Raw genomic sequence first — 15,155 nt, 5'->3', positions numbered from 1 at the left:
CACGGAGTCGGGGCGGGCGTAGGACATCGGGTGGTCAGGCGGGGTCGGGCCTGCTGAACTCCTCGATCAGCACCGGGTACTGCTCCTTCCCGTGTCCGGCGGCGATCGCTCGGTCGGCCATCGCCTTGAACAGGCGGGGGAGCTCGGCGTTGACTCCCAGCGCCTCGCTCTCTTCGATCAGGTGCGTCATCGCCCGGGCGTCGGTCTCCAGGGCCGACACCTCGGCCGGGTACGAACCGCTGTCGATCTGCTCGGCGTACCCCGGCAGCCACTCGGCCACCCCGGCGGCGATCTGCCGCGCGAACGGCGCGTACGTGACGGCGTCCACCCCGGCCGTGCGGAGCATCGCCGTCCCCTGGAGCCAGGCGTTGAGGACGCTCCACATCATGGCCAGGCCCGCCACGTCGTACAGGGACGCGAGTCCGTGGTCGGCACCGAGGTGGGTGACGGTGCCGAGGGCTTCGAGGGTGGTCCGGTGGGCCGCGAAGTCCGCCTCCGGCCCGCTGTGCAGGATCACCGCCTCGGCCGTCCCGATGACCGGCGGGACCGCCATGACGGCGCCGTCCAGGTAGCGGGCGCCGCGCCGGCCGGCCCAGCGGGCGGTCTCGCGGGCCTCGGCCGAGTCGCCCGAGGTGAGGTTGACCAGCGTCGTGCCGTCGAGCACGACCCCGTCGCCGCCCAGGAGTTCGCGTACGGCTTCGTAGTCCGTCACGCAGACGACGGTGAGGGGGCTCGCCGCGACGGCGGCCGCGACGGAGGGCGCCAGGTGCGCGCCCGCGGCCACCAGCGGGGCGGCCTTGGCGGGGGAACGGTTCCATACGGTGGTGGGATGCCCGGCCTTCAGGAAGGCGGCGGCCAGGGACCGCCCCATCAGTCCGAGTCCGATGACGGTCACAGCTGCGGTGTTGTCGTTGGTCATGGCAGCATCGTGAACGTTGATACCGGTGTGAAGGTCAAGCGAGGTCGCGATGCTCATCGGGGAACTGGCTCGCCGAACGGGCGTCCACACCCACCAGTTGCGCTACTACGAGGCCCAGGGCCTCCTCGACGCCGGTCGCGGCGCGAACGGATACCGCGAGTACGACGAGAGCGCGCCGCTCCGCGTCCAGCAGATCCGGCACCTGCTCGCCGCCGGGCTGTCCTCCGAGGACATCGCCTATCTGCTGCCCTGCGCGGTCGGCGAGGCCCCGGTCCTGGTCGGGTGCCCCGAGCTGCTGGCCGCCATGCGGTCGCGGCTGCGGCGCATCGAGGACCAACTGGAGAGCCTCGCGCAGTCCCGCGCCGCTCTCGCCGTCTACATCGACGCGGCCGAGCGCGAGGGCGCCGAGAGCTATCCCCCCTTCGACGGCTCGGACCGGGACCCCGTCCCGGCCTGAGGGGAGCGCCTCCGTACGGCCGGTCCGGTATCCGCCCTTCCGGCGTAACCTGACCCGGACGAGGGAGGACGCGCCATGACACAGCACGCCGACCCCGGCCTCTTCGGCCCCCGTTCCGTGACCTGGCAGCTGCACAGCGACCCCGTCATGTGGATCGCGGGCGTGCGCGCCCTGTGGCTGCAGGCCCTGCACCCCGTCGCCGTGCGGGGCGTCATGATCAACAGCAGCTTCCGGCAGGACCCCTGGGGCCGGCTCATGCGCACCGCCACCTTCGTCGGGACCCTGAGCTACGGGACCACCGAGGCCGCCGAGACCGCCGGCGCCCGGATACGCCGGATCCACCGGCGGCTCGGCGTGGACGATCCCGAGCTGCTCCTGTGGGTGCACTGCGCCGAGACCGACTCGTACCTGTCGGTCGCCCGCCGCTCCGGCATCCCGCTCACCGACGCCCAGGCCGACCGGTACGTCGACGAACACCGCACCTCGGCCCGGCTCGTCGGGCTCGACCCCGCCACCGTCCCCGGGTCCACCGCCGAACTCGACGCCTACTTCGAGGCCGTACGGCCCCGGCTCTCCGCCGGCGAGGACGCCCGCACCGTCGAGGACTTCCTGCGTCGACCGCCGGTGAAACCCGCGCTCGTACCGGCGCGCGAGGTGATCTGGCGGCGCGTCAGCGCACTCGCGTACGACACCCTGCCCCCGTACGCCCACGCGCTCTACGGCCGCCCCGCCCCGCCGCCGGAAACCGTCACCCACCGCCTCGTCGCCACGGCCAACCTGCTCCGCTGCGTGCCCGCCCGCCTGCGCTGGCGGCTGCCGCCCCAGCACATCCTGCGCGCCATGGACCGGCTCGGCCCGCAGACCCGACCCGACCCTTACGCGTACCCCGCCCCGTACCCACTGTCCGAACCGACCTCCATACTGGAGGGGCCGGGTAAGGCGCGGAAAATCGACGGGGGCGGCAGCACACGATGGGGGACTCGAGACTGATCCACGGCCGGTACCGCCTGCACGAGGTCATCGGTCGCGGCGGCATGGGCGAGGTGTGGCGGGCCACCGACGAGGCGCTCGGCCGCGGGGTCGCCGTGAAGTGCCTCAAGCCGCTCGGACCGCAGCAGGACCCGCAGGTCCTCACCGTGGTCCGCGAGCGCTTCCGGCGCGAGGCCCGGGTCGCCGCCGCGCTCCAGCACCGGGGCATCACCGTCGTGCACGACTTCGGCGAGTACGACGGGGTCCTCTTCCTCGTCATGGAGCTCCTCGAAGGACGCAACCTCAGCCAGCTCCTCGCGGCCAACGCCCAGCACCCGCTGCCCGTCCAGGACGTCGTCGAGATCGCCGACCAGGTCGCCGACGCCCTCGCGTACACCCACCGGCACGGGATCGTGCACCGCGACCTCAAGCCCGCGAACATCATGCGGCTCGCGGACGGGACGGTGAAGATCTGCGACTTCGGGATAGCGCGCCTCGGCGCGGACATGGGCTTCACGTCCAAGCTCACCGGGACGGGCATCGCCATGGGCACGCCCCACTACATGTCACCCGAGCAGATCGGCGGCGGCGAGGTCGACCACCGCAGCGACCTCTACTCGCTGGGATGCGTGCTGTACGAGCTCGCCACCGGCGCGCCGCCGTTCGACCTCGGCGACTCCTGGGCCATCCTCATCGGCCACCGGGACACGGCGCCGCGGCCGCCGCGCGCCCATCGCGCGGAACTCCCCGACTACTTCGACCGGATCGTCCTCGACCTGCTCGCCAAGGTCCCGGAGGAGCGGCCCGCCGACGCGGGCGACCTGCGCCGCCGGATCGTCTCGGGCCGCGTCTCCCCGCCCCCGGGGGAGACCGCCCCGATCGTCCCGCCGCTCCCCGGCGCCACGGTGGTGCCAGGACCGGGACCGGGGTCGGGGTCGGTGCCGCGGCCAGGGTCGGGACCGGACTCGGGGCTGCGGCCGGGACCGAGCGCGGGGCTGCGGCCGGACGCCGGGCCTGGGACTGGACCCCGACCCGGGCTGGGCGTCGGGCATGGGCATGGACATGGACCGGGAGTGGGCGTCGGTCTTGGGCCTGGGCCTGGCGTGGGCGTCGGTCTTGGGCCTGGGCCTGGGCTTGGCGTGGGCGTCGGCCCTGCGTCTGGCGTGGGCGTGGACGCCGGGACCGGGCCGGGCCTTGCGCCCGGGACCGGGGCCGGCTCCGGTCCCGGCCCCGTCCCCGCGTGGCTCCGGGGCATCACCGGTGGTCACCGGCCCGCTGACGCCGCCGCCGCGCCCCGCCCGGTCGCCCACGACCCCGCCGCGGCCGTCCTCACCACCGAGTGGACCACCGCGACCGCGGCCGGTGCCGCCTCCGTCCCGGCGGCCCCCTCCGGCGGCTCCGTGCCGGACGCGCCCGCCGCTCCTCCCGCCTCCGCCGAACTGATCGCGGTGCTCGCCGGGCGGTACCGGGCCGGCATGGGGCTCGGCCGGCTCGGCCGCTGGGGCGAGGCCGAGGCCGTGCACCGGTCCGTCGCCGAGCACCGCGAGGCCGCCCTCGGCGCGGACCACCCGGACACCCTCGCCAGCCACTACGAGGTCGGCTTCGCCCTCGCCCGGCTCGACCGCCCCGCGGACGCGCTGCGCGTCTTCGACCGGGTCGCCGCCGCCCGGGCCCGGGTCCTCGGCGACGACCACCCCGACACCCTCGCGGCCCGCCAGGAGCGGGCGTACGCGCTGGGGCGACTCGGGCGGCACTCCGAGGCGTACGAGGGGTACGTCGCCGTGCTCGCCGCGCGCGAGCGCACGGTGGGACCCGACCATCCCGACACCCTCCGCTGCCGGCACAATCTGGCCTTCACGCTGGGCCGCCTCGGCCGCATGGAGGAGTCGTACCGCACGGCCCGCGAGGTCGCCGAGGCCCGCGCCAGGCTGCTCGGCGAGGACCACCCCGACACCCTGGTGACCCGGCACGAAGTGGCGTACACGCTGGGACGGCTGGGGCGCGGTGACGAGGCACTCGCCCAGTACCGGGCCGTCGCCGACGCGCGTGCCGCCGCCCTCGGCCCGGACCATCCGGACACCCTCGCCGCCCGGTACGAGACCGGGGTCTTCCTCGGCCGGCTCGGCCAGGCGGCGGACGCCCTCGCCGTCTGCCGCGAGGTCGTCGCCGCCCGCACCCGCGCTCAGGGCGCCGACGGGCACGAGACGCTGCGCGCCCGCCACGCCCTGGCCGTCAACCTCGGCCGGCTCGGCCAGTGGCAGGAGGCGCTCGCCGAGTCCGAGAGCGTCCACGACGACCGGGGACGGGTCCTCGGGCCCGACCATCCGGAGACCCTGCTGAGCCGTCGCGAGACGGCCGTCGCCCTCGGCCGGCTCGGCCGCTGGGAAGAGGCCCTCGCCGCGCACCACGAGGTCTCCGCCGCCCGCACCCGGCTCCTCGGCCCGGCGCACCCCGACACCCTCGCCGCCCTCGACGACGAGGCCCACTGCCTGGAGCGCCTGGGCCGCCACGCCGAGGCGGCGGCCCTCCACCTGAAGGCGGCGACCCTGCCGCCGCCCGCGTAGATCCCGGTGGTCGCCCTTTCATGCGAAGGCACCGGCCCAGTCGCCGTCCTCAGCCGCCGCCCGCGTAGGCCCCCGCGCCCCTTCACCGGTAGGCACCCCGGCCCCGCGCCCTTCCCCGGCTCCTCGGCCCCGTGTGAGCATGAGCCATGACCGTCCCCGCACCGTTCCCCGGCGGCCCGGCCGCCGCCCGTTCCTACGATGCCGTCGTCGTCGGAGGCGGCCACAACGGCCTGGTCGCCGCCGCCTATCTGGCCCGGGCCGGGCGTTCCGTGCTCGTCCTGGAGCGGCTCGGATCCACCGGCGGCGCCGCCGTCTCCACCCGGCCCTTCGCCGGGGTCGACGCCCGGCTCTCCCGCTACTCCTACCTCGTCTCGCTCCTCCCGCAGAAGATCGTCCGCGAGCTCGGGCTGCGGTTCGCCGTGCGGAAACGGTCCATCTCCTCGTACACCCCGAAGGGCGACGGCGGCCTGCTCGTCGGCGGCGGCCCCGACCGCACACGCGCCTCCTTCGCCGCGCTCACCGGCTCCGACCGCGAGTACCAGGCCTGGCAGGCCTTCTACGACCGCACCGGCCGCGCGGCCCGCCGGATCTTCCCCACCCTCACCGAGCCGCTCCCGACCCGCGACGCGCTCCGCGCCCGCGTGGACGACACCGACACCTGGCGGATGCTCTTCGAGGAGCCGCTGGGCGTCACCGTCGAGCGGGAGTTCGCCGACGACCTGGTCCGTGGTGTCGTCCTCACCGACGCCCTCATCGGCACGTTCGCCGACGCCCACGACCCGGGGCTCCTCCAGAACCGCTGCTTCCTCTACCACGTCATCGGCGGCGGCACCGGCGACTGGGACGTGCCCGTCGGCGGCATGGGCGCCCTCACCGACGCCCTCGCCGACGCGGCCCGCGCCGCCGGGGCGCACCTCCGCACGGGGCACGAGGCCACCCGGATCGAGACCGATGGGCGGCGCGCCGCGATCACCTACCGCACCGCCGACGGCGAGGGCACCGTCGAGGCCGGCCACGTCCTCGTCAACGCCTCGCCCCGCGACCTCGCCGCCCTCCTCGGCGACCCGCCCCCGCCCGCCCCGGAGGGCGCACAGCTCAAGGTCAACATGCTGCTCACCCGGCTGCCCAAGCTGCGCGACCGCTCCGTCGACCCGCACGAGGCCTTCGCCGGGACCTTCCACATCGCCGAGGGGTACGGGCAGCTGGCCACCGCCCACGCCGAGGCGGCGGCCGGACGGCTGCCCTCCGCCCCGCCCTCCGAGATCTACTGCCACTCGCTCACCGACCCGACGATCCTCGGCGCCGAGCTCGCCGCCTCGGGCCACCACACCCTCACCCTCTTCGGGCTGCACACCCCCGCCCGGCTGTTCGCCGCCGACAACGACGGCACCCGCGCCGCGCTGCTCAGGGCGACCCTCGACCAGCTCGACGCCCATCTGGACGAGCCGATCGCCGACTGCCTCGCCGTCGACGCGGACGGCCGCCCGTGCATCGAGGCGAAGACCCCGCTCGACCTCGAACGGGAGCTGCGGCTGCCCGGCGGCCACATCTTCCACCGGGACCTCTCCTTCCCGTACGCGGCGGAGGGCACGGGCCGGTGGGGCGTCGAGACCGGTCACGCGAACGTGCTGCTGTGCGGCGCGGGCGCGGTCCGGGGCGGCGGGGTCAGCGGCATCCCCGGCCACAACGCGGCGATGGCGGCGCTGGGGCGGTGACGCCCGAGCGGCCGTGTTGACGTCGCCGCGTCCCCGCCTGTGGTGTGAAGCTGATCTGCGAGCGCGCTTAAGAAATCCTCGATGGACCCCGAGCGCTCCGTACGGAAGATTCTCTTCCAGGGATCTTGGGCGCGCACTCGTGCCCGCACCCCGCACATCACAGGACACGCACGTCGGGAGCCGTGGCATTGAAGGCGTTGGTCAAGCTGAAGGCGGAGCCGGGACTCTGGCTCACGGACGTGCCCGAGCCGGAGACCGGTCCCGGAGACGTGCTGATCAAGGTGAAGCGGACCGGGATCTGCGGCACCGACCTGCACATCCGCTCCTGGGACGGCTGGGCGCAGAGGACGATCGCCACGCCGCTGACCGTCGGCCACGAGTTCGTCGGCGAGGTCGTCTCCGTCGGCCGTGACGTCGCCGACATCACCGTCGGTGACCTGGTCAGCGGCGAGGGCCACCTGGTCTGCGGCAAGTGCCGCAACTGTCTGGCCGGCCGCCGCCACCTCTGCCGCGCGACCATCGGCCTCGGCGTCGGCCGTGACGGCGCGTTCGCCGAGTACGTGGCGCTGCCCGCCTCGAACGTGTGGGTGCACCGCGTCCCCGTCGACCTCGACGTCGCCGCGATCTTCGACCCCTTCGGCAACGCCGTACACACCGCGCTGTCCTTCCCGCTCGTCGGCGAGGACGTCCTGGTCACCGGCGCGGGCCCGATCGGCATCATGGCCGCCGCCGTCGCCAAGCACGCCGGCGCCCGCAGCGTCATGATCACCGACGTCAGCGAGGAGCGCCTGGCCCTGGCCCGCAAGACCGGAGTCACGCTCGCCCTCAACGTCGCCGAGCAGACCATTGCCGACGGCCAGCGCACCCTCGGTCTCAAGGAGGGCTTCGACGTCGGCCTGGAGATGTCGGGCAACCCGCGCGCGATGCGCGACATGGTCGCCAACATGACCCACGGCGGCAAGATCGCCATGCTGGGCCTGCCCAGCGAGGACTTCGCCGTCGACTGGGCGAAGATCGTCACCTCCATGATCACGGTCAAGGGCATCTACGGCCGCGAGATGTTCGAGACCTGGTACGCGATGTCGGTGCTCCTGGAGGGCGGTCTCGACCTGGCCCCCGTGATCACCGGGCGCTACGCGTACACCGACTTCGAGGCCGCCTTCGACGACGCGGCCTCCGGCAAGAGCGGCAAGATCATCCTCGACTGGACTGCGGGAGCCTGACCCATGTTCGATTCCGTACGCGACGACATCCGTGCCACCCTCGACGAGATCCAGCAGGCCGGGCTCCACAAGCCCGAGCGCGTCATCGGCACCCCCCAGTCCGCCACGGTCGCCGTCACCTCCGGCGGCCGCCCCGGCGAGGTGCTCAACTTCTGCGCCAACAACTACCTGGGCCTCGCCGACCACCCCGAGGTGATCGCCGCCGCCCACGAGGCGCTCGACCGCTGGGGCTACGGCATGGCGTCCGTCCGCTTCATCTGCGGCACCCAGGAGGTCCACAAGGAGCTGGAGGCGCGTCTCTCCTCCTTCCTCGGCCAGGAGGACACGATCCTCTACTCCTCCTGCTTCGACGCCAACGGCGGCGTCTTCGAGACAATCCTCGGCCCCGAGGACGCCGTCATCTCCGACGCCCTCAACCACGCCTCGATCATCGACGGCATCCGCCTCTCCAAGGCCCGCCGCTTCCGCTACGCCAACCGCGACATGGCCGACCTGGAGCAGCAGCTCAAGGAGGCCACCGAGGGCGGCGCCCGCCGCAAGCTCATCGTGACCGACGGCGTCTTCTCCATGGACGGCTACGTCGCCCCGCTCGAAGAGATCTGCGACCTGGCCGAGCGCTACGACGCCATGGTCATGGTCGACGACTCGCACGCCGTCGGCTTCGTCGGCCCCGGCGGCCGCGGCACCCCCGAGCTGCACGGCGTCATGGACCGCGTCGACATCATCACCGGCACCCTCGGCAAGGCCCTCGGCGGCGCCTCCGGCGGCTACGTCGCGGCCCGCGCCGAGATCGTCGCCCTGCTGCGCCAGCGCTCGCGCCCGTACCTCTTCTCGAACACCCTCGCCCCGGTGATCGCCGCCGCCTCCCTCAAGGTCCTCGACCTGCTGGAGTCCGCCGGTGACCTGCGCGACCGGCTGCGCGCCAACACCGAGCTGTTCCGCACCCGGATGACGGCGGAGGGCTTCGACATCCTCCCCGGCGACCACGCCATCGCCCCCGTCATGATCGGCGACGCCTCCGAGGCCGGCCGGATGGCCGAGCTGCTCCTGGAGCGCGGCGTGTACGTGATCGGCTTCTCGTACCCGGTCGTGCCGCAGGGCCAGGCCCGCATCCGCGTCCAGCTCTCCGCCGCCCACTCCACGGAGGACGTGAACCGGGCCGTCGACGCCTTCGTCGACGCCCGCGCCGCCCTGCGGGGCTGAGGCGGGCGCAGGCCCCGTGGCCTGCGAGACTAGGGGCATGATCGAAGCGCGGCGGTTGCACATCCTCCGTGCGGTGGCCGACCACCGCACGGTCACGGCGGCGGCCGCCGCGCTCTATCTCACCCCGTCCGCCGTCTCCCAGCAGCTCGCCGCCCTGGAGCAGGAGACCGGCCACCGGCTGGTGGACCGCAGCGCCCGCGGCGCCCGCCTCACCCCGGCCGGCGAGATCCTGCTCAGCCACGCCAACGCCGTCCTCGCCCAGTTGGAGCGAGCCGAGTCCGAACTCGCCGCCTACAGCTCCGGCGAGGCCGGTACGGTCACGGTCGCCGCCTTCGCCACCGGCATCGGACTCGTGGTGGCCCCGGCGATCAGGGCACTGGCCGACTCCGCCCCCGGCATCCGGGTCAGAGTCCGGGACGCCGAGGGCGACGAGAGCCTGCTCATGGTCCTCGACCGGCAGGTCGACGTGGCCGTCGCGGTCGAGTACCGGGGCGCGCCGGGCGAGGACGACGCCCGGCTCACCCGCGTCCCGCTGTACGCGGAGCCCTTCGACGCGGTGCTGCCGTCCGGCCATCCGCTGGCGGCCGGCGAACGGGTCGCGCTCGGCGACCTCGCGAAGGACGCCTGGATCGGCCAGTCCGTCGGCAACCCCTGCCATGATGTGACCGTCCTGGCCTGCGAGTACGCCGGATTCACCCTCAACCCAGAGCACTCCTCCGACGACTTCCGTGCCGTCGTCGCCCTCGCGGCCGCGTCCGCCGGGGTGGCGCTCGTGCCGCGCTCGGCCCTGCGCGGCGTGGACCTCACGGGCGTGGAGGTCCGGCCGATCGAGGGCGTCGCCCCGACCCGCAGGGTGTTCGCCGCCGTCCGGCGGGGCGCGGAGGACCACCCCCTGATCAGCCCGGTGTTGACCGCCCTGCGTGCGGCGTCCGGATCCGGTGCCTGAAGGGCTCGTTGTCGGCCGAACACCGTTCGCCTGCTGGCGGGGCCCTGTGGGGCCCCACCAGACTGGGGACCGTGGAAACCATGGTCTCTGTCACTCACGGTGAAGTCTGGGCGGACGACGCGGGAGCGGAAGGCGACGGCCCGCCGCTGGTCCTGCTCCATCCCGGGGTCGGCGACTCCGCGGTGTGGGACCCGGTCCTGCCGGCGCTCGCCGCGCGGCACCGGGTGATCCGCTACGACGTGCGCGGGTACGGACGCTCGCCCGCGCCCACCGCCGCGTACTCCCCGGTCCGTGATCTGGCCGAGCTCCTCGACCACTTCGCCGTCGACCGGGCGGTACTGGTGGGCTCCAGCATGGGCGGAGCCACCTCGCTCGACTACGCCCTGGAGGCGCCCGAGCGGGTGGCCGGCCTCGCCCTGCTCGTGCCCGGGGTCTCCGGGTACGACGGCCTGGTGACGGGCGAGTTCTTCGAGCGCCTTGAGCCGCTGGCCGCCGCCGGCGACCTGGACGGCATCGTCAGGCTCGGGCTGCGCGCGTGGGCGAAGGCGGGGGGCGGCACTCCCGAGACCGACCCGGTCGCGGCGGAGCTCTGCCGGGCCGTGCTCCCCGCCTGGTTCAGCAACATCGGCCACCAGCTCACCGGCCCGCCCGCCTTCGACCGGCTCGGGGAGATCTCCGCGCCGACCCTGCTCGCGCTCGGCGAGCTGGACCGGCCGGAGGTCGTGCGCTGCAACGAGGAGATGGCCGAGCGCATTCCGGGCTGCCGTCTCGTCCGGCTGCCCGGCTCCGACCACTATCCGACGCTTCGGGAGCCGGATCACGTCGTCCGGCTGATCGAGGAGCTGTACGCCGAGACGGCCTGAGCGCCCGGACCCGTACGCCGGCTACCAGCAGGTCCGCGCCCCGGGCCGGCGGGTGGTACCCCGCCGGCCGGGGGTGGGACCGGTTACCAGATGGTGGTGAAGCCGAGGCGGAGCTTCTCCCGGTCGGTCGCGACGTCGAGGGCGCCGGCCTTCACCCTGGCCGCTTCGGCGTCGGTGAGGGCGGTCCTGAAGAGCCGCACGTCGTCCAGGGTGCCGTGGAAGAGCTGGGCCACCCCGGCCGGCTGGTTGGGGAAGTCGGGACGGGCGCCGATGTGGATGTTGAACTCGGCGGCCGGAGTGACGTTCCGGTCCGCGGCGGAGTTCCCCGCCGGCATGGTCGCGGTGGCCGCCGGCTGCCCGTCCACGGCGAGGCCGATGGTGAGGCCCTGCCGGGTGAAGACCACGTGGTGCCACGTGCCGTCGTTGTACGAGGACGGGAGCGTCACCTCGGTGGAGCCGATGTCCGTGCCGACCGTGGCCCGCAGGAGATTGCCGCCCGGTTCGGCCCGGACCGAGAAGTGACGTCCCTTCTTCAACGGGTCGGTGCCGGGCATGCCGTACGCCCAGATGATCGGCAGTGTGCCGGTCGCGGCGGAGTGCCTGAACCAGGCCGTGACGGTGAAGTCCTTGTCGTCGACCCGCAGCGACGGCGAGCAGACGAGGCGCAGGTAGTCGTCCTGGCCGTCGAACTCCATGGCGACCCCGTCGTGACGCGTTCCCAGCCGCGCGCCGCCGTGGACGATGGCGTGGTTGCCGGCCTCGCCGGCGGCGCGGACGTGGGTGTCGCCGGTGCGCGGGCGGCGCAGCTCGGTCTCCGAGTCCTGCATGGCCTGCTCGGTGAAGGCGCCGAACGCCACGTTGCCGTGCGGGATGTTGCCGGCCGTCTCGTACAGAATGCCGATCGAGCCGCTCGGCAGCAGCGTCAGATCGGAGTAGCCGGTGCGGGCGGCGGAGACGAGGGTGCCGACGGTCCGCCAGGTCTTCCCTTCGTCGTACGAGGAGCGGATGGCCAGTTCGCGCCGGTCCTCCAGCGGGCTGGGGCCGAGCCGGGAGGCACCCGAGTACAGCAGCCTGTTGGGCTTCGCGTCCTGGTCCTGGGCGTGGAGCCGCAGCAGCGAGCCGAACACCGGGGAGGTGTCCAGGTTGGCCACCGGGGTGAAGGGGGCCGCGAAGGAGTCGCCGCCGTCCGGGCTGACGGTCTCCAGCCGGTGCTCGTTGGTGAGGCAGCGCGTGGGCTCGGAGTTGCGGGCGTTGACGTAGACGCCGCCGTCGACGGTCTGGGCGACGGTCAACTCGCCTGGGTAAGCACCGGACTTGGCCGACTCGGACCGGGCGCCGATCGCCCAGGTGAGGCCGCCGTTGTCGCTGATGTACAGCTGACCGCCGGCGGTCGTGTCACCGCCGGCCGTGTGGTCGCCGGGGACGATCAGCCGGCCGTGGTGCGGTCCCCGGCCGAGCTGGATGCCGTGGCCTGGGCCGGTGGAGACCCAGCCCCAGCCGGCGGCCTTGAGCTGCGGCTGCGGCACGCTCGCGGACCAGGTCGCCCCGTCGTCCGTGCTGTGGATCGCGTGCACCGTGCGTGCGTAGCCCGCGCGGGAGGGCTTGGCGCCGTCGTGGTTCCACTCGCTGCTGGAGTACAGCAGGGTGATCCGGCCGGAGACGGCGTCGACGACCGGAGCGGGGTTGCCGTGGGCGAGCTCGTCGCCCGCGCCGACGACGACCTGGAGGGCCTGCCAGGTCGCACCGCCGTCGAGGGACCTCTTGAGCACGAGGTCGTTGTCGCCGACGTCGTGGCAGCCGGTCGTCGTCAGCCGGTTGCGGCCCTCGGCGAAGGCGAGGAGCACGCCCTTCGTGCTGGTGACGAGGGCGGGTATGCGCGTGCAGTAGTAGTTCTCGCGCGCCTTGAACGGCGTGTTGGAGACCTGGGTGGCGAGCGGCGGGGTGGTGGTGCCCGCCGTCGCCGCGGTCGCGGGCGACGGCGGCGACACCGCGAACGCGACCGCGGCCAGGAGGGTGAGGGCGAGCGCGCACAGCCACGCGGACCGTGCGAAGCGGCGCGCGTCCGGTGGACGGCGCTCGGACAGGGACGTCATCGAAGGAACACCTCGTGAGGAAGGGCGAAGGACGGTGGCGCGGCTGGGCCTCGAAGCGGTCGTGCCGCTCGTCGGCGGGCCGGTCGCGGCGGCCCCCGCGGGCCGGAAGGGCACCGCGAACGGGCGACGCGACAGACGCTCGCCCACGCGCTCGTCCCATCCCCCCGGTGAGATCTTCCCGCCGGGACGTTACCTCACAAGATCACTTGTACGTAGTTCAACCAGCTGTGCGGGCGGGGTCAATCGGCCGACCGGGTCCAGCCGTTGGCCTCGATCCGGGACCCGTCCGCCGGCCGGGCCTCGTCGAACACCGGCCGCCCCGTTCCGTCGAACAGCCGGAGGCCGTCCACGTAGACGCCCCGCCCCACGTAGCGCCGGTCCGTCGTGTACCGCCAGCGCAGCCGCGCGACCGGGCCGGGCAGCGCGGCGGACACGGTGTGCCAGACGCGGCCGGACCAGCCGCCGGCCGCGCCCGTCGGGTGTTCGGTGTGCCCGTCGGTGGTGAAGGGCACCGGCTGCCAGGTCGTGCCGCCGTCGGCGGAGGACTCCAGCACGGCGGAGTCGGCGCCCGGCTCGGTGTCCCACCACAGGGCGCAGGCGAGCCGCGCGGCCCCGGGCACCGACGGCAGCGTGAGCGTGCCGGTGGTGCCGCTCGTCATGCCGGAGAACCAGGCCGTACGGCCCCGGGCCGGCCGTACGGGGACGGCCCTGGCAAGGTCGTCGGCGGTGGCGACGCGGGGGGCCGACCCGGAGCGCCAGGAGCGCACCGGGTGCACGGAGTTGCCGAGCACGATGAGGAAGGAGTCGGTCGTCGGGTCCAGGACGAGGCTGGTGCCGGTGAAGCCGGTGTGCCCGGCCGTCCGGGGCGTGGCCATCGCGCCCATGTACCAGTGCTGGTGGAGCTCGAAGCCGAGGCCGTGCGCGTTTCCGGGGAAGGCGGTGTTGAAGTCGGTGAACATCAGCTCCACCGAGGCGGGGGAGAGGATGCGGGCCCGGCCGTAGGCGCCGCCGTTGAGCAGGGTGCGGGCGAGGACCGCGAGGTCCCAGGCGCGGGAGAAGATTCCGGCGTGGCCGGCGACGCCGCCCATTGCGTGGGCGTTCTCGTCGTGGACCTCGCCCCACACCATGCCCCGGTCGAGGCCGGACCAGGGTGGCCGGGCGTCCTCGGTGGCGGCGATCCCGGGCCGCCAGGAGAGCGGGGGATTGAATCGAGTGCGGTGCATCCCGAGCGGAGCAGTGATCTCGTCGTGGAGCAGGACATCCAGACCGAGACCGGTGATCTCCTCAAGGATCAGCTGAAGCGTGATCAGATTGAGGTCCGAGTAGAGGTACGCCGAACCCGGCGGGTTCGCCAGGACCTCGTTCCACAGCAGCCGCAGCCTCCCCTCCCGCGTCGGCTCCTTGTACAGCGGGATCCAGGCCCGGAACCCCGAGGTGTGGGTCAGCAGCTGACGCACCGTGACGTCCTGCTTCCCGCCGCCCCCGAACTCCGGCAGGTACGCGGTGACCCGCGCCTCCAGCTCCAGCGCCCCGCGCTCGATCTGCTGCACCGCAAGGATCGAGGTGAACAGCTTGGAGACCGACGCGAGGTCGAAGACGGTGTCCTCGGTCATCGGGAGCCGCCGCTTCGGCGGCAGCTCGACCCCCGTGTCGGTCTTCTCGTCGTACGCCGCGTACCGCACGGCCGAGCCGATCGCCCGGTGCAGCGCGACCGTACCGCCGCGCCCGGCGAGCAGCACGGCACCCGCGTACCAGGGGTGGTCGGGGGAGGGGGCGAGGAAGCTCTCGGCTCGCGTGACGAGCCGGTCCAGGTGGGGGGCGAGCAGTCCGGCCCGCTCCGCCGAGCCGCGCCGCAGCGTGGTCCGCCGGGCTGCCCCGCCCCCGGGGCCGCCGTCCGACCAGGGGCCACTCCCGTACCCGGAGCCGCCCGTGGGGCCGCCCGGGAGGCCCGCCCCCGGTCCCGGCTCCGAGGCGGCCGCCGCCCCCGGCACCGTACCGATCACCACCGCACCTCCCAGGGCCAGCAGCCCGCCGCCGAACGCGCGGCGGCTCGGTCCGCCCTGACCTCTCGTCGTGTCGCTCGCCATGCCCACCCTCTCCCACCGGGGGCGGCGGCGAAACGCCGACAGGCCGCCAGGCCGCCCCGACAAAGAATCTGACGATGCATCAAAAACCTCTTCCCTCCGGCGCGCCGCTGCGGCAT

General features: G+C 73.9%; 11 protein-coding genes. 8 read left to right on the top strand and 3 right to left on the bottom strand.

Features of this window, described 5'->3' with window-relative positions; genetic code table 11:
- Positions 1–34: 34 nt before the first annotated feature.
- Positions 35–919: an NAD(P)-dependent oxidoreductase gene (locus DEJ43_RS01510; protein ID WP_041661952.1), complete on the bottom strand. Its 885-nt coding sequence runs from the start codon at positions 917–919 to the stop codon at positions 35–37.
- A gap of 49 nt (positions 920–968) precedes the next feature.
- Here DEJ43_RS01510 and DEJ43_RS01505 point away from each other — a divergent pair, with 49 nt between their 5' ends.
- From DEJ43_RS01505 to DEJ43_RS01470, 8 genes are all read left to right on the top strand, one after another.
- Complete coding sequence (locus DEJ43_RS01505; RefSeq protein ID WP_015031521.1) at positions 969–1,376, top strand: MerR family transcriptional regulator; 408 nt, start codon at positions 969–971, stop codon at positions 1,374–1,376.
- A gap of 75 nt (positions 1,377–1,451) precedes the next feature.
- Positions 1,452–2,366 carry an oxygenase MpaB family protein gene (locus DEJ43_RS01500; protein ID WP_015031520.1) on the top strand — a complete coding sequence of 305 codons (915 nt, stop codon included), beginning with the start codon at positions 1,452–1,454 and terminating at the stop codon, positions 2,364–2,366.
- Positions 2,348–4,909, top strand: coding sequence for a serine/threonine-protein kinase (locus tag DEJ43_RS01495; protein WP_015031519.1), 2,562 nt, complete (start codon positions 2,348–2,350; stop codon positions 4,907–4,909). Before DEJ43_RS01500 ends, DEJ43_RS01495 begins: the two co-directional genes overlap by 19 nt.
- A gap of 146 nt (positions 4,910–5,055) precedes the next feature.
- Positions 5,056–6,624, top strand: a complete 1,569-nt coding sequence (locus tag DEJ43_RS01490; protein WP_015031518.1) for a phytoene desaturase family protein — start codon at positions 5,056–5,058, stop codon at positions 6,622–6,624.
- Positions 6,625–6,812: 188 nt separating this feature from the next.
- The gene (tdh, locus tag DEJ43_RS01485) at positions 6,813–7,847 is read left to right on the top strand and encodes an L-threonine 3-dehydrogenase (RefSeq protein WP_041661950.1); all 1,035 of its coding nucleotides are present in this window, start codon (positions 6,813–6,815) and stop codon (positions 7,845–7,847) included.
- A gap of 3 nt (positions 7,848–7,850) precedes the next feature.
- Complete coding sequence (locus tag DEJ43_RS01480) at positions 7,851–9,050, top strand: glycine C-acetyltransferase (protein ID WP_015031516.1); 1,200 nt, start codon at positions 7,851–7,853, stop codon at positions 9,048–9,050.
- 37 nt (positions 9,051–9,087) lie between these two features.
- Positions 9,088–9,996, top strand: coding sequence for a LysR family transcriptional regulator (locus DEJ43_RS01475; protein WP_015031515.1), 909 nt, complete (start codon positions 9,088–9,090; stop codon positions 9,994–9,996).
- An 80-nt stretch (positions 9,997–10,076) separates the two neighbouring features.
- Positions 10,077–10,859, top strand: coding sequence for an alpha/beta fold hydrolase (locus tag DEJ43_RS01470; RefSeq protein ID WP_015031514.1), 783 nt, complete (start codon positions 10,077–10,079; stop codon positions 10,857–10,859).
- 83 nt (positions 10,860–10,942) lie between these two features.
- Here DEJ43_RS01470 and DEJ43_RS01465 read toward each other — a convergent pair whose 3' ends face one another.
- A complete protein-coding gene (locus tag DEJ43_RS01465) occupies positions 10,943–12,952 on the bottom strand; it encodes a sialidase family protein (RefSeq protein WP_015031513.1) in 2,010 nt (669 codons plus the stop codon).
- 239 nt (positions 12,953–13,191) lie between these two features.
- On the bottom strand, positions 13,192–15,039 hold the full coding sequence (locus tag DEJ43_RS01460; RefSeq protein ID WP_015031512.1) for a serine hydrolase domain-containing protein: 1,848 nt from the start codon (positions 15,037–15,039) through the stop codon (positions 13,192–13,194).
- Positions 15,040–15,155: the final 116 nt, after the last annotated feature.

The organism is Streptomyces venezuelae ATCC 10712, assembly GCF_008639165.1.
GTDB classification, from domain to species: domain Bacteria; phylum Actinomycetota; class Actinomycetes; order Streptomycetales; family Streptomycetaceae; genus Streptomyces; species Streptomyces venezuelae.
Note: the sequence above shows the minus strand (reverse complement) of the source record. Positions and strands in the feature narration are given on the sequence as shown.

Coding starts and splice junctions, on each gene's coding strand:
- DEJ43_RS01490 (WP_015031518.1), top strand. CDS start 5,056: ATGACCGTCCCCGCACCGTTCCCCGGCGGCCCGGCCGCCGCCCGTTCC.
- DEJ43_RS01495 (WP_015031519.1), top strand. CDS start 2,348: ATGGGGGACTCGAGACTGATCCACGGCCGGTACCGCCTGCACGAGGTC.
- DEJ43_RS01480 (WP_015031516.1), top strand. CDS start 7,851: ATGTTCGATTCCGTACGCGACGACATCCGTGCCACCCTCGACGAGATC.
- DEJ43_RS01475 (WP_015031515.1), top strand. CDS start 9,088: ATGATCGAAGCGCGGCGGTTGCACATCCTCCGTGCGGTGGCCGACCAC.
- DEJ43_RS01500 (WP_015031520.1), top strand. CDS start 1,452: ATGACACAGCACGCCGACCCCGGCCTCTTCGGCCCCCGTTCCGTGACC.
- DEJ43_RS01470 (WP_015031514.1), top strand. CDS start 10,077: ATGGTCTCTGTCACTCACGGTGAAGTCTGGGCGGACGACGCGGGAGCG.
- DEJ43_RS01510 (WP_041661952.1), bottom strand. CDS start 919: ATGACCAACGACAACACCGCAGCTGTGACCGTCATCGGACTCGGACTG.
- DEJ43_RS01460 (WP_015031512.1), bottom strand. CDS start 15,039: ATGGCGAGCGACACGACGAGAGGTCAGGGCGGACCGAGCCGCCGCGCG.
- DEJ43_RS01505 (WP_015031521.1), top strand. CDS start 969: ATGCTCATCGGGGAACTGGCTCGCCGAACGGGCGTCCACACCCACCAG.
- DEJ43_RS01465 (WP_015031513.1), bottom strand. CDS start 12,952: ATGACGTCCCTGTCCGAGCGCCGTCCACCGGACGCGCGCCGCTTCGCA.